Annotated in this window: 16 protein-coding genes; 4 read left to right on the top strand and 12 right to left on the bottom strand. The window is 63.2% G+C overall.

Annotation, left to right across the window (positions count from 1 at the left end; genetic code table 11):
- Positions 1 to 13 precede the first annotated feature (13 nt).
- The 12 genes from B5527_RS12220 to hpaR all read right to left on the bottom strand — a co-directional run bounded on the left by B5527_RS12220 (position 14) and on the right by hpaR (position 18,175).
- On the bottom strand, positions 14 to 892 hold the full coding sequence (locus B5527_RS12220) for a transglutaminase family protein (RefSeq protein ID WP_079601514.1): 879 nt from the start codon (positions 890 to 892) through the stop codon (positions 14 to 16).
- Positions 889 to 3,417 carry a circularly permuted type 2 ATP-grasp protein gene (locus B5527_RS12215; protein ID WP_079601513.1) on the bottom strand — a complete coding sequence of 843 codons (2,529 nt, stop codon included), beginning with the start codon at positions 3,415 to 3,417 and terminating at the stop codon, positions 889 to 891. The genes B5527_RS12220 and B5527_RS12215 overlap by 4 nt, the downstream gene beginning before the upstream one ends.
- 28 nt (positions 3,418 to 3,445) lie before the next feature.
- On the bottom strand, positions 3,446 to 6,733 hold the full coding sequence (locus B5527_RS12210) for a DUF2126 domain-containing protein (RefSeq protein WP_079601512.1): 3,288 nt from the start codon (positions 6,731 to 6,733) through the stop codon (positions 3,446 to 3,448).
- 1,001 nt (positions 6,734 to 7,734) lie between these two features.
- Positions 7,735 to 8,967, bottom strand: coding sequence for a cytochrome P450 (locus B5527_RS12205; RefSeq protein WP_079601511.1), 1,233 nt, complete (start codon positions 8,965 to 8,967; stop codon positions 7,735 to 7,737).
- A gap of 325 nt (positions 8,968 to 9,292) precedes the next feature.
- Entirely contained in the window at positions 9,293 to 10,816 is a 1,524-nt protein-coding gene (locus B5527_RS12200; protein ID WP_079601510.1) for a UxaA family hydrolase, read from the bottom strand.
- Positions 10,817 to 10,902: 86 nt separating this feature from the next.
- The gene (locus B5527_RS12195; protein ID WP_079601509.1) at positions 10,903 to 11,679 is read right to left on the bottom strand and encodes an HpcH/HpaI aldolase family protein; all 777 of its coding nucleotides are present in this window, start codon (positions 11,677 to 11,679) and stop codon (positions 10,903 to 10,905) included.
- Between the two features lie 30 nt (positions 11,680 to 11,709).
- Positions 11,710 to 12,795 carry a malate/lactate/ureidoglycolate dehydrogenase gene (locus B5527_RS12190; RefSeq protein WP_079601508.1) on the bottom strand — a complete coding sequence of 362 codons (1,086 nt, stop codon included), beginning with the start codon at positions 12,793 to 12,795 and terminating at the stop codon, positions 11,710 to 11,712.
- Positions 12,796 to 12,810: 15 nt separating this feature from the next.
- Positions 12,811 to 13,539 (bottom strand): ABC transporter ATP-binding protein, encoded by a 729-nt coding sequence (locus B5527_RS12185; RefSeq protein WP_079601507.1) that lies wholly within the window; start codon positions 13,537 to 13,539, stop codon positions 12,811 to 12,813.
- Positions 13,539 to 15,320, bottom strand: a complete 1,782-nt coding sequence (locus B5527_RS12180; protein WP_079601506.1) for an ABC transporter permease subunit — start codon at positions 15,318 to 15,320, stop codon at positions 13,539 to 13,541. Before B5527_RS12180 ends, B5527_RS12185 begins: the two co-directional genes overlap by 1 nt.
- Positions 15,317 to 16,192, bottom strand: coding sequence for a branched-chain amino acid ABC transporter permease (locus B5527_RS12175; protein ID WP_079601505.1), 876 nt, complete (start codon positions 16,190 to 16,192; stop codon positions 15,317 to 15,319). The genes B5527_RS12180 and B5527_RS12175 overlap by 4 nt, the downstream gene beginning before the upstream one ends.
- A 138-nt stretch (positions 16,193 to 16,330) precedes the next feature.
- Positions 16,331 to 17,476 carry an ABC transporter substrate-binding protein gene (locus B5527_RS12170; protein ID WP_079601504.1) on the bottom strand — a complete coding sequence of 382 codons (1,146 nt, stop codon included), beginning with the start codon at positions 17,474 to 17,476 and terminating at the stop codon, positions 16,331 to 16,333.
- 222 nt (positions 17,477 to 17,698) lie between these two features.
- On the bottom strand, positions 17,699 to 18,175 hold the full coding sequence (gene hpaR, locus B5527_RS12165; RefSeq protein WP_079607238.1) for a homoprotocatechuate degradation operon regulator HpaR: 477 nt from the start codon (positions 18,173 to 18,175) through the stop codon (positions 17,699 to 17,701).
- A 237-nt stretch (positions 18,176 to 18,412) separates the two neighbouring features.
- Here hpaR and hpaH point away from each other — a divergent pair, with 237 nt between their 5' ends.
- The 4 genes from hpaH to hpaD all read left to right on the top strand — a co-directional run bounded on the left by hpaH (position 18,413) and on the right by hpaD (position 22,528).
- Positions 18,413 to 19,219 carry a 2-oxo-hept-4-ene-1,7-dioate hydratase gene (gene hpaH / locus B5527_RS12160; RefSeq protein ID WP_079601503.1) on the top strand — a complete coding sequence of 269 codons (807 nt, stop codon included), beginning with the start codon at positions 18,413 to 18,415 and terminating at the stop codon, positions 19,217 to 19,219.
- Between the two features lie 257 nt (positions 19,220 to 19,476).
- On the top strand, positions 19,477 to 19,890 hold the full coding sequence (locus B5527_RS12155) for a 5-carboxymethyl-2-hydroxymuconate Delta-isomerase (protein WP_079601502.1): 414 nt from the start codon (positions 19,477 to 19,479) through the stop codon (positions 19,888 to 19,890).
- Positions 19,883 to 21,424, top strand: coding sequence for a 5-carboxymethyl-2-hydroxymuconate semialdehyde dehydrogenase (gene hpaE, locus B5527_RS12150; protein ID WP_079601501.1), 1,542 nt, complete (start codon positions 19,883 to 19,885; stop codon positions 21,422 to 21,424). Before B5527_RS12155 ends, hpaE begins: the two co-directional genes overlap by 8 nt.
- 120 nt (positions 21,425 to 21,544) lie before the next feature.
- Positions 21,545 to 22,528 (top strand): 3,4-dihydroxyphenylacetate 2,3-dioxygenase, encoded by a 984-nt coding sequence (hpaD, locus tag B5527_RS12145; protein ID WP_079601500.1) that lies wholly within the window; start codon positions 21,545 to 21,547, stop codon positions 22,526 to 22,528.
- Positions 22,529 to 22,530: the final 2 nt, after the last annotated feature.

Below are 22,530 nucleotides of genomic sequence, written 5' to 3'. Positions count from 1 at the left end.
TGGCAATCCCCGGTCATTCCGCCAGCAGCACATCTACGGCAACGCCGAGCTTTTGCTTGCGCGATCCGACGATGATGCCGTCGACCGGCGAGACATCGGAAAAATCCCGCCCCACGGCCAGCACGATGTGGTCGTTCTCGACCAGAATATCGTTGGTCGGATCGAAGCCGACCCAGCCGATCTCGACGCCGCACCATAGCGAGACCCAGGCGTGGGTCGCATCCGCGCCTTGCAGGCGCGGTTTGCCCGGCGGCGGGATGGTGCGCAGATAGCCGCTGACATAGGCCGCCGGCAGCCCGAGGCCGCGAAGCCCTGCGATCATCACATGAGCAAAATCCTGACAAACGCCGCGGCGTTTTTCGAAAACTTCCGCGAGCGGCGTGGAGATCACCGTCGCCTTCGGATCGTATTTAAACTCGGTACGAATCCGGTGCATCAGATCGACCGCACCGGCGAAGACTCCGCATCCCCGTGGAAAACTGGCCGACGCGTAGGCGGAGACCGGCCGCTGCACCGGCACCAGCGGGCTCGCAAAGACGTAACCGATCGGCGACGAGGGGCCGAGACTGGTGGCCTCGAATGCCAGGTCGCGGACGTCTTCCCACGCCGGACTTGGCGCGGTGCGCCCCGGGGCCTTTCGGGAAACGGAAACCCGCGACCGGGAATCGATGCGAAGGTTGCGATGCGCGGTTTCGATCAGGATGCTCTCGGTATGCGTGCCGAAAAAGTCGTGCCGCACGGTGCGGTCGGCGGGCCGCGGCCGGATATCGACGGTATGGGAGATTAATTCTTGTCCGTCACCGCTCCTGGGCTCCAGCCGCAGCGAGCATCGCGCGAAACTGACCGGGCTCTCATAGCCGTAGGTGGTGACGTGGCGGATGTCGTAGATCACGCGAGGCCCGTCAGCTTTTCAGGCCGGCTGGCATTGGGTCCGTGCGGAAAATAATGCGAACCGATGGCATCGGCGAGATTGAGCAGATCCTGCTCGAGCGCGAACAGCGTCTTGGTGTCGAGCGCCGCGGCCTCCGCCGTGGTCAGCATCGCCTGCAGGGAGACCGCGAGACGATGCGGCCGCTCGATCAATCCGCCCTCCTTCAGGGTCGGAAGGCTCGAGATGTGCTCGTTCAGGGCAGAAACCTGAAACGCGACCGAGCGGGGATTGTAGGGGTCGAGAACCACGAGATCGCGCACCGGCGGCAACAGCGGCCCGACCAGATAGCGCGAGCGATAGGTGATCTGGCAATCCACCAGCGTCAGCAGGATGTCGAGATCCTCGCCGCCGGCCTCTTCATAGGCGAACTGGCGCGCGAAACGCACGGTGTTGATGGCGCGCTCGGCCCGGCGGCCCATTTCGAGAAAGCGCCAGCCGGCGGCGCGGTTCATGTTTTCCTGCGCCAGGCCGGCGAAGCTCGCAAGTTCCTGCAACGTCAGTTCAGCGGCGCTGACGACGCCGTCGTCATCGTCAACCTCCTGGGCCAGGCGTTCCGTCATCTCGGTAATGACCTGCCAGGCGTCCGGCGAAAGCCGCTCGCGCAGCGATGTCGCGGTTCGCTGCGCGGCTCGCACCAGCGACAGCGCCGAACCAAACTTGTCCTCGCTTTGCAACGCCTCGGCTGCGATCTTGGCGGGCTGCGTCCGCGTCACCTGCGACGCCGCGCCCCACGTCACCAGAAGGCGCTGGATGCGCTCGACCGAGTGGAGCAGGGTTGGCGCCCCCTTGCCGGGGTCGCGCTGGGTCCCGAGCGCCCGCAGCAGCCGCAACGTCGCTTCGGCGCGCTCAAGATAGCGGCCAAGCCAGAACAGATTGTCAGCGGCGCGGCTCGGCACCCAGCCGGCGATGCGCCTGATCCGCACCGTGTCCCCCGCCGGCAGCAAGGTCGCCGCCGAAACCGCCTTGTCGGAAACCACCCAGACATCGGCCGCCCGCGCGCCGTCGCCCATCGACACCGCGCGGGCATCGAGCTGCTCGGCGATCCGGCAGAAGCCGCCGGGCATGATGGTCCAACCGCCGGGAGTCGCGGCCGCGAAAACCCGCAGCACGAATGGCCGTGGCGTGATCCGCCCATTGTCCCACACCGGCGTCGTCGACAGCCGAACCAGTTCCTGGCCGACATAATCGATGCCGCGATCGTTGATCGCCGTCTTGAGCCGTTCGCGCTCGCTGCGCGACAACTCGCTGGCGAGCACGGGCCCGATGCCCGCAAAACCGGGAACGCCTCTGCCGTAGGCGCCCTCGATGGCAACCTCGTCGAGCCGCGACAATACTTCCTCGCGCGCGGCTTTCTGGCCGCACCACCACGTCGCGATATGCGGCATCTTCAGGTCTTCGCCGAAGAAACGCCGGCTCAGGCTGGGCAGGAAGCCCAACAGCGCCCTCGCCTCCATCACGCCCGAGCCCGGCATGTTGGCGACGACGACGCCGTTCTTGCGCAGCACGTCGATCAGGCCGGGCACGCCGAGCTGCGAGGAGGCGTCGAGTTCCAGCGGATCGAGCGAATTGGAATCGACCCGGCGCAGCAGCACGTCGAGCCGCTTCAGGCCGGCGACGGTGCGGATATGAATGCGATCGCCGCTCACTGCGAGATCGTCGCCCTCGACCAGCAGGAATCCGAGATAGCGCGCCAGCGTGGCGTGCTCGAAATAGGTTTCGCTGAAGGCGCCGGGCGTCAGCAGCCCGATGCGCGGCTCGTCGCGGTCGGCACTGGCGCGCAGTGAATCGCGGAACGCCTCGAAGAACGGCGCAACCCGTTCCACATTCATCGACTTGTAAAGCGTGGTGAAAGCGCGCGACAGCACCAGCCGGTTTTCCAGCGCGTAGCCGGCGCCCGACGGCGCCTGGGTCCGGTCGCCCAGCACCCACCAGCGCCCGTCGGGCCCGCGGCCGACATCGGCGGCATACAGATTGAGATAGCGGCCGCCGGGCGGCTTGATGCCGCAAACCGAGCGCAAATATTCGGCGCTGCCGGCAATGGCCGCCGCCGGGATCGCCCCCTCCGCGATCAGGCGGCCCTCGCCGTAGAGGTCGCTCATGACCAGTTCGAGCAATTGCGCGCGTTGCACGATGCCGGCGATCAATTGCTGCCAGTCCGCCTCGTCGATCAGCAGCGGCAGATGGCTCAACGGCCAGATTCGCTCAGAGTTTTCGCCGGGCGCGCGGTAGGTCACCCCGGCTTCGCGCAGATGGCGGTCGGCGGCTCCGAAACGCCGCTCGATATCGCCGGGCGTCAGCGCGGCGAAGGCGTCGAAGAACCGGGTCCACACCGCGCGCGGCGCGCCGTCCTGCCCGATATATTCATCGGGAATTCCGGGCAGCCGAACATAGTCGCGCGCCCACTGCGCCACGCGCCGATTGGCCGGACGAATCCTGTTTCCTGGACTGCTTGCCCGATCGCTTCCCTGGCCGGCGTCTCCCGCCATCCCTGCTCTCCTGCCTAAGGCCCGCTTCTCAATGCAGGAGCGGCGTTCTCAAGTCGAGGGTCAAGGGGAATTCGATAGTACGTTCCTCGCGCGGCGGATCGATCTTGCCGGGCGTGTGGCCATGATCCTGAAACCGGGCGAGCCGCCGCGCCTCGGCCTCGTAGGAATTGACCGGCTTGGTCTCGTAGCTACGTCCGCCGGGATGGGCGACGTGGTAGACGCAACCGCCCAGCGAGCGGCTGTTCCAGGTGTCAATCAGGTCAAATGTCAGCGGCGCGTGAACCGGGATGGTCGGGTGCAACCCCGACGCCGGTTGCCAGGCCTTGAAACGGACCGCCGCGACAGCCTCGCCCGAGCGGCCGGTTTCCGTCATCGGCATCCGCCGGCCATTGCAGGTGACAACATGGCGGCCTTCGACAAAGCCATTGGCCTTGACCTGCAACCGCTCCACCGATGAATCGACATAGCGCACGGTGCCTCCGGCGGAGCTCTCTTCGCCCAGTACGTGCCAGGGCTCGAGCGCCTGTCGCAGCTCCAGGGCGACGCCACCATGGTGGACGCGGCCGAACACTGGAAATCGGAATTCGAGCTGCGCGGCGTACCAATCCGCCGAAAAATCATATCCGGACTGCTTCAGTTCGGAGAGCACGCCCAGGAAATCCTCCCAGAGGAAATGCGGCAGCATGAAGCGATCATGCAGCGTCGTGCCCCACCGCACGAACTTGCCCTGTTGCGGCTCGCGCCACAGCTTGGCGATCAGCGCCCGGATCAGCAATTGCTGCGCCAGCGACATGCGCGGGTCGGGCGGCATTTCCAATGCGCGGAATTCGACCAGCCCGAGCCGGCCGGTGGCGCTGTCGGGGGAATAGAGTTTGTCGATGCAGATTTCGGCGCGGTGGGTATTGCCGGTGATGTCCACCAGAATGTGCCGGAACAGGCGATCGACCAGCCACAGCGGGGCCTTGATTTCCGCCGGCGGCACATGGGCCAGCGCGATTTCCAGTTCATACAGGCCGTCGTGCCGGGCCTCGTCGATGCGCGGCGCCTGGCTGGTCGGGCCGATGAACATGCCCGAGAACAGATAGGACAGCGACGGATGCCGCTGCCAGTACAGCACGAGGCTTTTCAGGAGATCCGGACGGCGCAGGAACGGCGAGTCCGCCGGCGTGCTGCCGCCGACCACCACGTGATTGCCGCCGCCGGTGCCGGTGTGCCGGCCGTCGATCAGGAAGCGGTTGGCGCCAAGCCGCACTTGCGCGGCATCTTCGTAAAGACCGAAGGTGATGTCGACGGCTTCGCGCCAGTTTTGCGCGGGCTGGATGTTGATCTCGATCACGCCGGGATCGGGGGTTACCTTGATGACCTCGACACGCGGGTCGAATGGCGGCGGATAGCCCTCGATGTGCACCTGCATCTGCATTTCTTCGGCGGTCGCCTCCACCGCCGTCACCAGTTCCAGATAATCTTCGAGCTTCTCCACCGGCGGCATGAAGGCGCAGAGAACGCCGTCGCGGATCTCGATCGACATCGCGGTGCGCACGCCACCGCCCTTGAGCTGCTGCTCCTGCACCTGCTGTTGCGGCGCGGTTTCGGCTGGCGTCGCAGCGTCGTAAACCGGAAGCGGGTCGCGCGGCTCCAGCGGATCCTGCTCGACGATGTAGGGGAATTCCTCCGCCGGAATATGCGGCAATGACGCGATCGGCAGCCGCAAGCCGAGCGGGGAATCGCCCGGCGTCAGAAACAAATTGCCGCGCCGCAGTTTCCAGCGCTCGCTCTTCCAGCGCGAGGCAGATTTGCTTGCGTCCGCATTCCAGCGCTGGATCGGCAGCACGAATCCCTTGGGGATGTTGAGCCCCTGATCGAATACGCGCGCCATCCGTGAGCGCTCTTCCGGATCGGCCAATCTGGAATCGCTCGGATCGACGTTCGGCGGCAGGCCGGCTTCCTTCTGCAGCCAGTGACCGGGATCTTCGAACGCCGGCATGATGAACTCGGAATCGACGCCGAGTTTTTTCGCCGTGCCTTCCGCGAAACGCTCCGCCGCTTCAATGCCGGCCTTGTGCGGCCCCTCGATCTTCGCGATCAAATCGGAATTTTTCCAGATCGGGACGCCGTCCTTGCGCCAATAGAGGCCGAACGCCCACCGCGGCAGGCTTTCGCCGGGATACCATTTGCCCTGTCCGAAATGCAGCAGGCCGCCCGGCGCGAAGCGCGTCCGCAGCTTGCGAATGAGATCGTCGGCGAGCCCGCGCTTGGTCGGTCCGACCGCGCTGATATTCCATTCCGGCGATTCCAGGTCGTCTGTCGAAACGAAGGTCGGCTCGCCGCCCATCGTCAGGCGGACGTCGCCTGCCCTAAGATCCGCATCGACCTGTTCGCCGAGCCTGTCGAGACGCGCCCAGGAATCGTCGGAGAACGGTTTTGTAATCCTCGGCGCCTCACGGATCCGCTTCACGCTCATCTCGAAGCCGAATTCGACATTGGCGAACCCGACCGCGCCGCTGATCGGCGCCGCCGTGCGGTAATGCGGCGTGGCGGCGACGGGGATATGCCCCTCGCCGGTCAGCATGCCCGAGGTGACGTCAAACCCGATCCACCCCGCACCGGGAAGATAGACCTCGGCCCAGGCGTGCAAATCGGTAAAATCGTTCTCGACCTCGCGGGGCCCTTCGACCGGATCGATATCGGGACGCAATTGAATGAGGTAGCCGGAGACGAAACGCGAGGCGAGGCCGAGATGGCGCAGGATCTGAATCAACAGCCATGCGGAGTCACGGCACGAGCCTGCGCCCGATTCAAGCGTCTGCTCCGGGGTCTGGATGCCCGGCTCCATGCGGATGATGTAGCGAATCTTCTTCTGCAGTTGCGCGTTGAGATCGACCAGAAAACTGACGGTGCTCGGCGCCTCCCGCGGAATGCTTGCGAGATAGGCTGACAGCAGCGGCCCGGGCTCGATGGTCGCCAGATAAGGCGCGAGTTCGGTCCTGAGATCGGCGGTGTACGCGAACGGAAAACTGTCGGCGTAAGGCTCGACGAAGAAATCGAACGGATTGATCACCGTCATCTGCGCCGTGAAATCGACCTCGATCTTCAACTCGGTCGCCTTATCCGGGAAGACAAAGCGCGCCAGCCAGTTGCCCTGCGGATCCTGCTGCCAGTTCACGAAATGATTGGCCGGCAACACCTTGAGCGAATAGCTCAGGATCGGCGTGCGCGTATGCGGCGCCGGCCGCAGCCGAACGGTTTGCGGGCCGAGGTCGATCGGACGATCGTATTTGTAGTGCGTGACGTGATGTAGTGCGACGAAGATCGACACGGATCGAGAACTCCAGCAGCTTTTTTAAGCAGAACACCGGTTCCGGCCGACATCAAGCACTAACAACGGGCAGCGGATGCCCATGGGAGGGGCGGCTTCGAGCGGCTTTCGGTCCATGTTCGTCATGGCCGGGCTGTTCCCTGCGAGCGAACGGGTCGCGCGAATGTGCGCTCAACATATTCGGTGGTCATACGCGGGCTTGACCCGCGTATCCATCTCTTGAAAAGAATCTCGCGAAGTGGATGGATTGCCGGGTCAAGCCCGGCAATGACAGCAACCAGCGTCCGCGGCCAGTGCTCCCTCGCCCCGTTCGCCGGGACCCATAAACACAGCTTCGCGATCTCGCCGCATGTTTTGCGCGAGGTTTGGCCTGCTCGTTTCGCCCTCTCCAAACAGAGGGCGTGGGGAATGCCGGATGCCCGATGCACCCGCAGCCTCGTGTGCGCTATGGGTAGCAAGTATGCACACGAGTATTCACAGCGAGCCATCGGAAAACACCCGACATTCCCGCACGCAATGGTTTACGGCTTATACCGTGCTCTCCCCGGTGATCGGCTTTCTTGCCACCGTCGTTACGCGGATTAATCCGCCAACTTGACACCAGCGTCGGGGTGTCAGGACCACACGTCTTCGCCGTCCGCTGCAAGCAACGCCCGTCAAGCGCGCCGCCGCGTCCACCACATCCCGCCCCGCGTCCGTGACGTCGCGAGCCGCCCCTCTGAGTGGGACAGGACGGCGAGAGAGATAGACTGATTTACGCATTCGGAAAATCCGAATATTTTCGCAATAGGGGCTGGACAGCCCCCGACTACACCAAATCTAGCCCGTCGGGCGCGTGTTTTTGCGCGAGGGTCGTCCGCCGGTTCGAAGGAAGAGAAAAAATTGACGCGGTGGGTAAATCACCGGCATCCGTTCATCATCGCGCAGCAACTCTTTATTTTGCGAGATCGCTGAAACTGACGCCGAATTGAGCTTCAAGAAATGCTTTGGTCCGCGAGCCTTTACCAGCTCGCAGGCAACCGCTTGGGACCGCGCAGGACCAGGTTCGGCCGCCATTCCGGGTTCTCGACATCGTCGATCCGCAGCCCGGGCAACCGCCGCAACAACGTGTTGATGGCGATTTCCACCTCGATGCGCGCCAATTGGGCACCCAGGCAGAAATGAATGCCCCCGCCGAAGGACAGCGGTTTAATGTTCTTGCGGGTGATATCGAGGCAGTCGGGACGATCGGGGTAAACTGCGGGGTCACGATTGGCCGACCCCAAAAGACACAACACGCTCTCTCCTTTGGGAATCTTTTTGCCGCCGAGATCGTCGATGTCTTCGAGCGCAACCCGACCAGTGAACTGCACCGACGGTTCGAACCGGAGAAACTCGTCGATCGCATTGGCGATCAACGAGGGGTTGGCCTTGAGCAGGGACAATTGGTCTGGATTGCGGTGCAGCGCCAACAGGCTATTGCCAATCAGATTGATCGTCGTCTCATGACCCGCGATGAACAGCAACATGATATTGGCGGTCAGTTCCTCGTTGGTGAGCTTGTTCCCGTCTTCTTCGGCCTGCACAAGCTGAGTGGTCAGATCGTCACCTGGATTGCGACGGCGCAAGTCGAACAATTGCTGGAAGTACATTTGCGCCATCTGAACGCGGGCGTTCCCCTGCTTGGTCTCTTCCGGGGTTAGCGGCACCGATTCGAGGATACGCACGCTATCGCCTGAGCTTGTATGGAAGACCTCGCGATGCTCCTGGGGGATGCCGAGCATGTCGCAGATGATCGTGACCGGCAGCCGATAGGCAAAATCAGCGACCAAGTCCATGCGTCCGCGATCGACGATCGCATCCAGCGCCTGGTCGACCACCTGTTGAATACGCGGACGCATGTCCTCGACCCGGCGCGCGGTGAAGGCTTTGACGACGAGATTCCTCAAGCGCGTATGTTGGGGAGGATCCGTCTGCAGTATCGTTTGAGCCATGTTATGGAAGAGCGATTCATCCATGATCTGAGAGCCGTAACGGCGTTTGCTGCGCTCGACGAAATCCTTGCCGAAGCGCTTGTCCCGCAGCACAAGGCTTACTTCCGCGTGCCGACTGACCACGTAGGTGCCGAACGGCGTCAGATGCACCGGATCGGTCGCGCGCAACCTTGCGTAATGGGGATATGGATCGTGGATGAAATCCGCCGAAAGATGGTTGAAAAGCGGTCCGCTCGCTGCAGTCTGCACATGCTCGTTCATGGAGTTTCCCTCAACCCAATTTCGGTGCCTGAACCAACAGGCCGAAAAACACAACGAAGTCAAGAATGACAGCCCACGCTGCCGAGCAGCCGGGTCGGTTACCAATGGTGCTGTCGTCACTGGCGCGGCTTGGCTACGTCACATCCAACGATGGCAAGACCTTTGCCCTGCGGCGAGTCGCCTGACCTCTGGCCAAAAACGAAGGGGTTTTCAGGAATGTCGTCAGGCCCGTAGGACGGGTTGAAGCGGAAGGCGTCTGCTGCCGTGCCTTATCGATAAATCACGCGGTATGGGTCCCGGCGTTCCGCCGGGACGACGAAGGGGCTTACATCGTAGCCCCAAGCACCCAGGGCGCGAATTCGGCCCCGCCGAAATCGAAACTCTCGCTCTTGGTTGGCTGGCCGGAAGCCGTCTTCAGCATGAGATCAAAAATGCGCTGGCCGCATTGCTGCACGGTTTCCTCGCCGTCGAGGATGGTGCCGCAATTGACGTCCATGTCGTCTTCCATGCGCCGGTACATCGCCGAGTTGGTGGCAAGCTTGATCGAGGGCGCGGGCTTGCAGCCGAACACGCTGCCGCGCCCGGTGGTGAAGCAGACCAGATTGGCGCCGCCGGCGACCTGCCCGGTCGCCGCCACCGGGTCGTAGCCGGGCGTGTCCATGAACACGAAACCCTTCTTTGTCACCGCTTCGGCGTAATTGACGACGTCGACCAGATTGGTGCTGCCGGCCTTGGCCATCGCGCCGAGCGATTTTTCCAGGATCGTGGTGAGCCCGCCGGCCTTGTTGCCGGGGCTCGGATTGGCGTTCATCTCCGCACCCTCGCGCGCAGTGTATTCCTCCCACCAGCGCATCAGGGCCACCAGCTTTTCGCCGACCTCACGGCTGACCGCGCGGCGCGTCAGCAGGTGCTCGGCGCCATAGGTCTCTGGCGTTTCCGACAGGATCACGGTGCCGCCGTGCCGCACCAACAGATCGCTGGCGGCGCCGAGCGCCGGATTGGCGGAGACGCCGGAATAACCATCGGAGCCGCCGCATTGCAGCGCCACCGTCAACTCGCTGGCCGATACCGGTTCGCGCCTGACATTGTTGGCATCGGTCAGTGCTTCACGCACGAAGGCGACGCCGGCTTCCACGGTCTTGCGGGTGCCGCCGATCTCCTGAATTTCGAGTTCGCGCAAGCGCCCGGCGAGCTTCTGCTCCTTCATCAGCCCGCCGATCTGGTTGACCTCGCAGCCGAGGCCCAGCACCACGACGGCGGAAAAATTGGCGTGCCGCGCGTAGCCGCCGAGCGTGCGGCGCAGGATCGTCAGCGGCTCGTCCTGCGTCATGCCGCAGCCGGTCTTGTGGGTCAGCGCGACCACGCCATCGACGTTGGGAAAGTCCGCCAGCGGATTATCGCCGGTGAACGGATTCTTCTTGAAGATATCCGCCACCATGCCGGCGACATGCGCGCTGCAGTTCACCGAGGTGAGGATGCCGATGTAGTTGCGGGTCGCCACACGCCCATCGGGACGGCGGATGCCGTCGAAGGTCGCCGGCAGATCGAAATTCGGCGTCGGCGTGACGTCGACGCCAAACGCGTAATCCTTGGCGAAATCGCCCATGCCGCAATTCTGGGTATGGACGTGCTGGCCCGGCGCGATTGGCGCGGTCGCAAAGCCGATGATCTGGCCGTAGCGGCGGATCGGCTCGCCGAGCGCGATCGGCCTGATCGCGACCTTGTGGCCGGCCGGAATGCGCTCGATCGTGGTCACGCCGTCGGCCACCACCATCCCCGGCGGCAGGCTCGATCGCGCGATCAGCACGCCATCATCGGGATGCAGGCGGATGACGGGGGCTGGGGGCATGGGAGGTCTCCTTGCTGAAGCGGGCGAATGGCGAGTAGCGAATAGGGCCCCCTACTCGCTACTCCCTATTCGCCATTCGCATCTTATCACGCCTTGCCGGCGGAATCCTTGCGGGTCTGCGCGACCTGCATCTTGGCGTAGGTCATCATCATTCCGCTTTCGTTCGACAGCGTCACCAGCTTGAAGCCCATGTTGATCGCGCGCACCGCGCCGTCAGCGCCTGAGCAGTGGATGCCGGGATAGAGGCCGCGCTTGCCGCACTCCTTGACGATCTTCTCGTAGATCTTGAGGATTTCCGGCTCATCGCGGTCGAGCTTCGGCACCAGCCCATAGGAGAAGCCGAGATCGGAGGGACCGACATAGACGCCGTTGATGCCCTCGACATCGAGAATCGATTCCATGTTTTCGATGGCGGTCCTGGTCTCCATCATCGGCAGTAGCACGATCTCGTCGTTCGCCGTCTGCTGATAGGTGCCGGCCGAACCGTACATGCCGGAACGAATCGGGCCGTTCGAGCGCGTGCCGCGCGGCGGATATTTGGCGTACTGAACGAGGTTCTCGGCTTCCTGTTTGGTGTTGATCATGGGGCAGATCACGCCATAGGCGCCGCCGTCGAGCACCTTGCCGATGATGCCCGGCTCGTTCCACGGCACCCGGACCATCGGCGTCACCGGATGTCCATTCATCGCCTGAAAACATTGCACCATCGACTGGTAATCCTGCACGCCGTGCTGCATGTCGACGGTGACGCTGTCGAAGCCGCATTGGGCGATCACTTCGGCGGAAAAACCCGATGGAATCGCAAGCCAGGCGTTCACCACCGCCTTGCCCGAAGCCCAGACTTTTTTGACGTTATTTGCCATTGGTCGCGTTTCCCTTTTTTGTTGTCGCTGTTAACTCACAGCCCGTTGGATGCTCACCTCGCTGACGCCGACTTCGCGGGCGGTATTCACTATCGCCGCCCAGGTGTCGTCCGGCAAGGGCACGCCGTTTTTGGTACGATCGGCGCGCATTTTGCGTTCGGGATCACCGGGGATCAGCACGGCATCGACGCCGGCTACGGGCCTGGTCGCCCTGATGAAGTCGACGTAACGCGAGATTTCGCCGTCGAAGAACTGGCTGGTGTCGACCACTTTGGGGTCGATGTAGATCGCCAGCATGCCGTTGGCGAAACGCCGGTCCGGCGCGGTGGCACCGGTCCCGGTCAACGCGCCGCCGAGCAATTCGCAGATCAACGCCAGACCCGAGCCCTTGTGGTCGCCGAAGGCGCGGATCGCGCCTGACCCCTTGGTGTGGTCGCGCGGCCCCTCCGCACTGTACGGCCCGTACAGCACCGACGGGTCCTCACTCAACGTGCCGTCGGCATCGATCAGCGCGCCCTCAGGCAATTTCTTGCCGCCGCGGCTTGCGACCAGCACCTTGCCTTCAGCGACGATCGAGGTGGCGAAATCGAGCACGATCGGATCCTGGCCCAGCCGCGGAATGCCGACGCAATAAGGCGCGGTCGACAGCCGCTTTTGCACGCCGCCATAGGGGGCGACCAGCAGCGAGCCCGCGGCGTTGACGAAGTGCACCGAGACCAGTCCCTCGGCGGCTGCCATCTCGGCCCAGTCGCCGACGCGGCCGATGTGACCGGCATTGCGGAGCGCCACCGCGGCAAGGCCCGACGCCTTGCATTTGTCGATGCCGATCCTGACCGCCTGCGGGGTGACCGTCTGCCCGTAACCGAACTTGCCATCGACCACCGCCAGCGACGGCGTATCGACCACGAGGTCGACGGTCTGATCGGGAACGACGGAGCCCATCTTCTTCCACCTGATGTAAACCGGCACCCGGATCACGCCGTGGCTGTCGTGCCCGGTGAGATTGGCCGTCGTCAGGTAGGTGGCGATGCGCCTGGCTTCTTCCGGCGAAGAGTCCGAATGGGCAAAAACTTCCGCAACGAAGTCGATGAGGTTTTGGACTTTTATCGTGACCATATCCAGCCGCTCGCTTTAAGCAGTTACTTTGGCATGACCGCCGAGATAGGCGGCTGCGATGGCTTCGTTGCCCCACAATTCATCGGGCTTGCCGCCGAGCACGATGCGGCCGGTTTCCAGCACGTAGCCGTGGTCGGCGACCGAAAGTCCCATCCGGGCGTTTTGCTCGACCAGCAGCACCGTGGTGTTCTGCCTGATCTGCGAGATAATCCGGAATACCGCCTGCACGATGACGGGCGCGAGCCCCAGCGAAGGCTCGTCCAGCAGCAACAGCCGCGGCTTGGCCATCAATCCGCGCGCCACCGCGACCATCTGCAACTGTCCACCCGACAAGGTCCAGCCGAGCGAATTCGAGAACTGCCTGATGTCCGGAAACAGATCGAACATGGCGTCGGCTTCGCGCGACAGTTCGGATTTCGCGACGCGGCGGTTCGACGCGCCGAGCATGATGTTTTCCTTCACCGTCAGGCCCGGAAAAATCCGCCGGCCTTCGGGCACGTGCGAGATGCCGAGCCGGACGATAGCTTCAGGCCCCAGTCCCGCGATCGACTTGCCGTCGAACACGATTTCGCCCGCTGCCGGCCTGGCCAGTCCCGAGATCGCCCGCAGCGTGGTCGATTTGCCGGCGCCGTTGGCGCCGAGCAGCGTGACCACCTGCCCTTCCTCGACGGTAAGCGAGACGCCGCGCAAGGCTTCGATCTCGCCGTAAAGGACAATCAGATCGCGGATTTCGAGCAGCGGCATTATTCGGTTCCCAGATAGGCCGAGACGACATCGGGATGGCGCAGCACCGCCATGGATTCGCCGTCCGCGATGCGGCGTCCGAAATTGAGCACGGTGATGTGCTGGGCCGCTTCGCTCACCAGCGTCATGTCGTGGTCGATGATCAGGATGGTCAGGCCCTGGGCCGCAATGCGCTTGAGCAGTTCATGGAGCTCGAGCTTCTCGGTCGAATTGAGGCCGGCCGCGGGTTCATCGAGCAGCAACAGGGTCGGATTGGCGGCCAGCGCGCGCGCGATTTCGATCAACCGCTGGTGGCCGTAGGAAAAGCTCGAGATCAGTTCGTTGGCGCGGCTGCCGAGCCCGACGAAGGTCAGCGCTTCCATCGCGCGCTCGGTCAGCGCGTCGTCGCCGCCCTTGCCGATCAGCGTATTGCCCGGCCGCTCGGCGCCGATCTCCACGTTCTCCAGCGCCGTCATCGACCGGAACAGGCGGATATTCTGAAACGTCCGGCCCAGTCCGGCGGCCGTGCGCAGATGCGGCGGCATGGTGGTGATGTCGGTGCCGTCGAGCAGGATCTTGCCGGATGTCGCCTTGTAGAGGCCGGAGAGAACGTTCAGCGTCGTGGTCTTGCCGGAGCCGTTCGGTCCGATCAGCGCGTGAACACCGCCGCGTTTGACCGCGATATCGACGCCGTCGACGGCTTTCAGACCGCCGAAATACTTGGAAAGGCCGACGACTTCGAGCACGGTGTCGCCGCCGACGGTCGCGGGCTTCAATTGCAGCGGCGCTGCCGCCGGAGGCGCCTTGGTCCGGCTGCGCCAGCGATCGAGCGCCGTGCCGATGAATCCCCAGATGCCATCGGGCATGAAGCGGATGATCAGGATGACCGACAACCCGTAAATCGCCAGATAGAGGCCGGGAATGCTTTTCAGGAATCGCAGCCATTCCGGGATCAGGATCAGCAATCCGGTTCCGATCGCCGAGCCGATCGGAGACGCGACACCGCCGAGCAGCGACATCGTCAGGAATACGATCGATTCCGCGAACGAGAATTGATCCGGACTGACATAGGCGAAGCCGCCCGCGAACAGGCCGCCCGCCAGTCCGCCCAGGACGGCCGAGAGCGCAAAGGCCGAGACCTTGGTGCGAAACACGTCGATGCCGTTGACGCCGGCGGCGAGTTCGTTGTCGCGTACCGCGCGCATCGCGCGGCCGAGTTTCGTGTCCGGCAGACGCCAGACGAAATATCCGACCAGCGCAAGCGTGGCGACGCAGAACGCCAGATAGGATTGGGCCGATTGAAACAGCGCCGGCCGGCCGATATTCGACACGCCGTCCGGGCCGTGGGTGAGCCAGATCGTGTTGATCATGACCAGGGTGACGATCTGCTGGAACGAAATCGTCACCATCGCCAGATAATGGCCGCCGAGCCGCAGCGTCGACATGCCCAGCAACGCGCCCGCCAGCAGCGCCATGACGCAGCCGCCGGCGAGACAGAACCAGTAGCTGATGTGGTAGTCCGATGTTCCGATGCCGACCGCATAGGCGCCGAAACCGAAGAATGCCGCCTGTGCCAGATTGATCTGGCCGCACAGGCCCAGCACGACGGAAAGTCCGAACACCGCGATAGCGAATGTCACGGCCTGCATCAGCACGTTGTGGATATAACCGTCGAACGGCACCATCGCCGCGAGGGCGATAAGAACCGCCGCGCCGGCAAAATACGGCAGGTGACGCAGCAACAGCGGTTTTGTGTGCATCACGGGCGCCGCCATCGGCATGTTCTCGCTGGGGGCGCTCATGCTTTCTCCGCGACACGTTCGCCGAAGATACCTTGCGGCCGGAACACCAGAAACAGCACCAGCACGAGGAAGGCGAAGCCGTCCTTGTAGGGCACCGAGATATAGGCCGCGCCGAAGGTCTCGATGATGCCGAGCGCCAGCCCGCCGATGATCGCGCCGGCGACGTCGCCGAATCCGCCGATGATGGTGGCAGCGAAGGCTTTCAGCGCGATGGTCGAACCCATCTGGATCGAGACGAACAGAACCGGCGCCACCAGAATGCCGGCGAGACCGCCGAGCACCGCCGAGTAGATGAAGGTGATCATGATCATCGTCGACACGGAGATGCCGAGCAGCGAAGCCATCTCTTTGTCCTGCGAGGTCGCCTGCAGCTTCTTGCCGAGCATGGTGTGCTCGAAGAACCAGTAGTTGAAAATCACCATCACGATCGTGATCGCGATGATCAGCAGATACTGGCTGTCGAGATAAACCGGCCCGAACTGGATGCCGGGGGTCTCGAACCAGCCCTGCAGCACCTGCGGCTGCGGGCCGTAGATCGCCAGCACGGAGTTCGCCATCAGGATCGATGCGCCGATGGTGGCGATAATGACGGGGAGAAACGAGCGCTGACGCAGCGGGTAGTAAACCCCGAGATTGAAGACCACGCCGAGCAGCGCCATTCCGGCCAGCGCCAGCAGGAACGAGAGCCAGTACGGCCAGCCGAGATCGACGGCGAACACCACCATCAGGTAAGCCGCGACCATGGAGAATTCGCCCTGCGCGAAATTCACCACATTGGTGGCGCGGAAAATCAGCACGAAGCCGAGCGCGACCAGCGCATAGACAGCGCCGATGCCGATCCCGGTGAAGAGCAATTGGAGTGCAATATCCATGGAAAACGCTCGGTAGGAGAAGCGATCGGCAGTCCAGGTGCTTCGGAATTGTCGCGGGCCGGCAATGCAGGGTGCCCGCGAATATCGATGTACCTTCCGAAGGCGTGCCGGCCCCTTTGCGAGGGGCCGGCAGCACGATCAATCGGTGAATTCGATATGCTTGTCGAAGGTGATATTTCCCTTGTCGTTCTTTACGATGTTGTAGCCGTGCAGACCGTCGCCGTTCTGGTCGAAATTATATTCGCCTTCGGCTCCCGGGAATTTCTTGGTGGCAAGGATCGCCTCGCGAATTTTCCCCGAGTCGGTCGAGCCGGCCTTGTTGATCGCCGCGCACAGCACGTTGATGGCGTCATAAGGCCATGAACTCTGGTTGTCCGGCGCGACCTTGACGGCATCGCGATAGACCTTGCCGAACGCCTTCGAGGCATCGCTGGAGTCTTCGGCATAGTCGGCGACGCCGAAAGTGCCATAGAGCGCCGGACCTGCGAGTTTCAACGCGGTGATGTTGGTAATCGACGGCGAGCCGACCCAGGGAATGTTGACGCCGAGCTGGCGCAACTGGCGCGCAAAAATGCCGAGATCATTTTCAAACGTAAAGTACGAACCGAGGATATCGGCGCCGGACTGCTTGATCGCAAGCACCACCGGAGTGAAATCCTGGCTCTGGTTGGCATAACCCTGATCGAGCACGGGCGTTGAACCGAGCTTGGTCAATGCGTCGGTGAGCGCTTTGCCACCGGCGGTGCCGAACGCGTCGGTCGAATGCAGCACGGCCCACTTCTTCTTGCCGAGCGTCTTGAAGCCGTAGTCGGCGATCACGCGGCCGGAATAGTTGTCGTTGGGGCGGCAGCGGAACAACCACTGGTTGCCCATGTGGGTCAGGTTCGGATCGGTGCCGCCGATCATGACCGGCTTGCCGAGCTTGAGCACGTCCGGTGCCATGGCATGGACCTGCGTCGAGCGGATCGAACCGAGAAAGCCGACGAGATCGGGCTGCGAGGCCAGCTTGGAAAACGCCAGCACGATGCCGGGGTTGGTGGTCTGGTCGTCTTCGACAATCAATTCGGCCTGTTTGCCGAGAATACCGCCTGCCTTGTTGACAGCTTCCAGCGCCAGCTTGGCCCCCTTGATGGCGTATCCGCCGGATTCGGCGGCCGGGCCGGTCACGGGCGCGCACATGCCGATTTTGATGGTGGCGCCCTGCGCCCTGGCGCTGCCGATCACATAAGGCGCAGAAATACCGACCGCCAGGCCAGCGGTGAAGTCGCGTCTGGTAAGCTTCATTCAGTCCTCCCGTGAGGCCAACTTCAGCGCTGGCCTTCTTTAAGTTTATGTTTATGCGTTCAAGCGAAAAACCGTGCGCGTGTCTACGGCGTGTTGCCGCCAGAGTAAATTGATATCGCATCAATTTCGGCGCCCGCGCGCCCCGGCTTAGTCAAATTGCTAAGGAGTCTGCCTTTGCTCAAACAATTGGCAGCTGCCGAGCTATGCGGTGCGTTCACGCTATCATGCAAATTTGCGCTTGCTCGGCGGTTTCGGCTTCTCGTCGCTGACTTGCAACTCCGACAGGCTGCCCTCGAGCGCGTGCAGCATCTCCTGCAGTTCGGCGAGCTGGCGCGCGCCATAACACTGCGTGATGGCGGCGTAGATGGCTTCCGAGGACGGCGCGACGGCCTCGATCAGCTTGAGGCCCCTTGCCGAGATCGAGACGACGCCGCGGCGCAGATCGGCTTTCGCCGTCCGGCGTTCGATCAAATGACGCGTTTCCAGGTCGCGCAGAATCCGGGACAGGCTCGGGCCGAGCAGGAAGGCAACCCGCGCCAGTTCCGTGACTTCAATCGCGTCGATCGAGGTCAGCGCCCGCAAAATCCGCCATTGCTGCTCGGTCAGGCCGTGATGGCGCAGCGAGGGCCGGAAATGCCGCATCACGGCCTCGCGCGCGCGCAACAGCGACATCGGCAGCGAACGGGAGAATTCGCGCATCGGCACGCGCCGCGGTCCCCTCTTGCCTGCAGCCTTCGAATGGGGAGCCTTCGAACGAACAGTCTTCAAATGAACAGTTTTGGCCGGTTTCTTGCGCGCCATCTCAATCGTCCGCCATCAGCTATCTGTGTTTTGGTTGCACTGCAGCAAACAGCAATTCGGTTTGATCCGATACGTTTAACATGTTAATCATATTTCCGCACCCTCCTTTTCGCTCGCACGCGGCTTCGACCGGGCATGGCATTGACCATAGACGACATACGGCTTGCCGCCGAAAGGCTGCATCAGGCGGAAAAAAGCAGGCAGCAGATCCGGCAGCTGTCGCTTGACCATCCCGGCATCACCCTCGCGGACGCCTACGCGATCCAGAAGGCGTGGGTCGAAATCAAACTCGCCGAGGGCCGCGTCGTCAGGGGCCACAAGATCGGCCTGACATCGAAGGCGATGCAGAGTGCGCTTGGGATCGACGAGCCGGATTCAGGCGTGCTGCTCGACGACATGTTTTTTGCCGATGGCGGCCTCGTGCCCTCGGATCGCTTCATCGGCACGCGGGTCGAAGCCGAGCTTGCGTTCGTCATGAAGCAGCGGCTTGCCGGACCCTACTGCACCCTGTTCGACGTCCTCAACGCGACCGATTTCGTGGTGCCGGCGCTGGAAATCCTGGACACCCGGATCGAGCGGGTCGATCCTCTGACAAAGTCGACGCGAAAGATCTTCGATACCATTGCCGACAACGCAGCGAACGCCGGCATCGTGCTCGGCGGCCGCCCGCTGCGGCCGCTGGAAGCCGATCTGCGCTGGATCGGCGCGCTGTGCTACCGTAACGGTCAATTGGAAGAAACCGGGCTTGCCGCCGGCGTGCTCAATCATCCCGCCACCAGCGTGGCCTGGCTCGCCAACAAGATCGCAGCGAACGGACTTGCGCTTGAAGCCGGTCAGGTGGTGCTGGCGGGATCGTTCATTCGCCCGATCGAGACCCGCAAGGGCGACACGATCCAAGCCGACTATGGTCCGTATGGGACGGTGAGTTGCTACTTCGCTTGATGCGCAGATAACGAGAGACTGCATATGAAAATGCAATCGGCATATGCGAGGACGGTCACCTCTCCCCTGGGGAGAGGTCGGATCGCCTCGGCAGCGCTTGCGCTGTCCGACGCGATCCGGGTGAGGGGTTACGCCCTATCGATAAACCGTACCCCCTCACCCCAACCCTCTCCCCATGGGAGAGGGAGCGCACTGCCGCTGCCGCAACATCGCAAGCTTTCGATCTAGTTCCGACCGATCCCAGGGAGCGAAATTACATGCCGCATTTCACGCTCGAATATTCAGCCAATCTCGATGACCGCGTCGACATGGGCAAGGTCGTCGAAGTCGTCCGCAAGGCCGCGGTGGAAACCGGGATTTTTCCGCTCGGGGGGATTCGGGTCCGCGCCGTCAGGTGCGAGCACTACGCCATCGCCGACGGCCGGCCGCATTTCGGTTTTCTCGACATGGTGCTGCGGCTTGGCGAGGGACGCGATCTCGCCACGCGCAAGAAGGCGGGCGAGCATATCTTCCGAGCCCTCTCCGACCTTCTCGATCCCGTCTTTGCGCAAGGCCAGTTCGCGCTGTCGTTCGACATGCAGATCAACGACAAAGAAACCAGCTGGAAGCGCAACAACATCCACGAGGTTCTGAAAGCCGAAATTCCGAAAGCGGAGTCCGCGCATGGATAAGGTCACGCCGAAATCATCCGAGGTGTTTGCCGCCAATCGCGACCGCGCCGCGCCGCTGCTCAAGAAACTAAGAGCCGACGGCATCGGGCACATCATCGACGGCAAGGTCGTAGCCTCGATCTCGGGCGAAACCTTCGAGACCAGTTCGCCGGTCGATGGCGCGGTGCTGGCTTCGGTCGCGCGCGGCAGCGCGGAGGATATCGATCGTGCCGCCACGGTGGCCGCGCAGGCCTTCAAGGCCTGGCGGGACATGCCGGCGGCGATGCGGAAGAAACTGCTGCATCGCGTTGCCGATGCCATCGAGGACCGCGCCGACGATATCGCCGTGCTGGAATGCATCGACACCGGCCAGGCCCACCGCTTCATGGCCAAGGCGGCGATCCGTGGCGCGGAAAACTTTCGCTTCTACGCCGACCGATGCACCGACGCCCGCGACGGCCTCAACCTTCCCAGCGACGAGCACTGGAACGTGTCCACTCGGGTGCCGATCGGGCCGGTCGGCGTGATCACGCCGTGGAATACGCCGTTCATGCTCTCGACCTGGAAGATCGCCCCCGCGCTCGCCGCCGGCTGCACGGTGGTCCACAAGCCGGCCGAATGGTCGCCGGTCACCGCCGACCTGCTGGCGCAACTGGTCAAGCAGGCCGGTGTGCCCGACGGCGTCCTCAACACCGTGCACGGCATCGGCGAGGAAGCCGGCAAGGCGCTGACCGAGCATCCCGCGATCAAGGCGATTGCGTTCGTCGGCGAAAGCGCGACCGGTGCTGCGATCATGGCGCAGGGTGCGCCGAGCCTCAAGCGGGTGCATTTCGAACTCGGCGGCAAGAATCCGGTGATCGTGTTCGACGACGCCGATCTCGATCGCGCGCTCGACGCGGTCGTGTTCATGATCTACTCGCTCAACGGCGAGCGCTGCACCTCATCGAGCCGGCTCTTGATCCAGCAGGGCATCGCGGAAAAATTCATCGAGAAACTCACCGCGCGGGTCAAGGCGCTGAAGATCGGCCACCCGCTCGACCCCGCGACCGAGATCGGGCCGCTGATCCACGAGCGCCATCTGGAAAAGGTCTGCTCCTATTTCGATGTCGCACGAAAGGACGGCGCGGTCATCGCGGTCGGCGGCAGGACGCATGACGGTCCCGGCGGCGGCCATTATGTGCAGCCCACCCTCGTCACCGGCGCGCACGCCAAGATGCGGGTCGCGCAGGAGGAGGTGTTCGGCCCGTTCCTGACGGTCATCCCGTTCAAGGACGAAAACGAGGCCATCGAGATCGCCAATTCAGTGCAATATGGCCTCACCGGCTACGTCTGGACCGCGGACATGGGCCGCGCGCTGCGCGTGGCGGATGCGCTGGAAGCCGGCATGATCTGGCTGAATTCCGAAAACGTCCGTCATCTGCCGACCCCGTTCGGCGGCATGAAATCGTCAGGAATCGGCCGCGACGGCGGCGACTATTCATTCGACTTCTACATGGAAACCAAGCACGTCTCCCTTGCCAAGGGGACGCACAGGATTCAGCGGCTGGGAGTTTAGAAGCCGTCATTCCGGGGCGCGTCGAAGACGCGAGCCCGGAATCTCGAGATTCCGGGTCTGGTCCTTCGGACCATCCCGGAATGACGACAGTAACCTACCTATGCCGACCAAGGACTTCACATGCCCGTCCCGCAACACATCTTCGACCCCCCGTTCAACATCGTCAGGTCCAGCCACGCCGTGCTTGACGTGGTGGACCTGAAGGCGAGCCGCGAGTTCTACGAAAACTGCGTCGGGCTGCATGTCGAGGATCGCGACGAGCGCGCGGTTTATCTGCGCGGCAGCGAGGAGCATCAGCATCACTCGCTGGTACTGCGCAAGGCGGCAACCGCGGCCTGCAACCGGCTCGGCTTCAAGGTCGGCAACGAAAGCGATCTCGACAAGGCGGCAGCGTTCTTTTCGGAAAACGGCATCACTTACGCATTTGCGGAACAGCCGTTCCAGGGCCGCACCCTGCAGTTCACCGACCCCTGCGGCTTTCGGATCGAGCTCTATGCCTCAATGGAGAAGCGCCCGCATCTGTTGCGCCGCTACGATCTCTACAAGGGCTGCCACCCGCAGCGGCTCGACCATTTCAATGTGTTCGCGGCCGAGGTGCAGGACACCGTCGACTTCTACGCGCGGCTGGGTTTCCGGCTGACCGAATACGCCGAGGAAGACGGTCCGAACGGACGCATCGCGGCGGCCTGGCTGCACCGCAAGGGCAACGTGCACGACTTCGCCATCACCAATGGCAAGGGCCCTCGCCTGCACCATTTTGCGTATTGGGTGCCGACGGCGATGAACGTCCTGCATCTGTGCGACGTGATGGCCTCGAGCGGCTTTCTCAAGAACATCGAACGCGGCCCCGGCCGCCACGGCATCTCCAACGCGTTCTTCCTCTACATCCGCGATCCCGACGGCCACCGGCTGGAGCTCTACACCAGCGACTATTTCACCGGGGATCACGACCACGAGCCGATGCGCTGGTCGCTCAGGGACCCGCGCCGGCAAACGCTGTGGGGCGCGCCGGCGCCGCGGTCGTGGTTCGAGCAGGGCTCGCCGTTTTCGGGTCAGGCGATCCGCGAGCCGCTGTTTGTCGCCGATGTCACGATCGCAGATTAGGG

Origin of the sequence: Bradyrhizobium erythrophlei (assembly GCF_900129425.1) — a bacterium.
GTDB classification, from domain to species: domain Bacteria; phylum Pseudomonadota; class Alphaproteobacteria; order Rhizobiales; family Xanthobacteraceae; genus Bradyrhizobium; species Bradyrhizobium erythrophlei_C.
Note: the sequence above shows the minus strand (reverse complement) of the source record. Positions and strands in the feature narration are given on the sequence as shown.

Coding starts and splice junctions, on each gene's coding strand:
- hpaE (WP_079601501.1), top strand. CDS start 19,883: ATGGATAAGGTCACGCCGAAATCATCCGAGGTGTTTGCCGCCAATCGC.
- hpaH (WP_079601503.1), top strand. CDS start 18,413: ATGGCATTGACCATAGACGACATACGGCTTGCCGCCGAAAGGCTGCAT.
- B5527_RS12170 (WP_079601504.1), bottom strand. CDS start 17,476: ATGAAGCTTACCAGACGCGACTTCACCGCTGGCCTGGCGGTCGGTATT.
- B5527_RS12185 (WP_079601507.1), bottom strand. CDS start 13,539: ATGCCGCTGCTCGAAATCCGCGATCTGATTGTCCTTTACGGCGAGATC.
- B5527_RS12215 (WP_079601513.1), bottom strand. CDS start 3,417: ATGGCGGGAGACGCCGGCCAGGGAAGCGATCGGGCAAGCAGTCCAGGA.
- B5527_RS12190 (WP_079601508.1), bottom strand. CDS start 12,795: ATGGTCACGATAAAAGTCCAAAACCTCATCGACTTCGTTGCGGAAGTT.
- B5527_RS12155 (WP_079601502.1), top strand. CDS start 19,477: ATGCCGCATTTCACGCTCGAATATTCAGCCAATCTCGATGACCGCGTC.
- B5527_RS12180 (WP_079601506.1), bottom strand. CDS start 15,320: ATGAGCGCCCCCAGCGAGAACATGCCGATGGCGGCGCCCGTGATGCAC.
- B5527_RS12200 (WP_079601510.1), bottom strand. CDS start 10,816: ATGCCCCCAGCCCCCGTCATCCGCCTGCATCCCGATGATGGCGTGCTG.
- B5527_RS12205 (WP_079601511.1), bottom strand. CDS start 8,967: ATGAACGAGCATGTGCAGACTGCAGCGAGCGGACCGCTTTTCAACCAT.
- B5527_RS12175 (WP_079601505.1), bottom strand. CDS start 16,192: ATGGATATTGCACTCCAATTGCTCTTCACCGGGATCGGCATCGGCGCT.
- hpaD (WP_079601500.1), top strand. CDS start 21,545: ATGCCCGTCCCGCAACACATCTTCGACCCCCCGTTCAACATCGTCAGG.
- hpaR (WP_079607238.1), bottom strand. CDS start 18,175: ATGCGCGAATTCTCCCGTTCGCTGCCGATGTCGCTGTTGCGCGCGCGC.
- B5527_RS12195 (WP_079601509.1), bottom strand. CDS start 11,679: ATGGCAAATAACGTCAAAAAAGTCTGGGCTTCGGGCAAGGCGGTGGTG.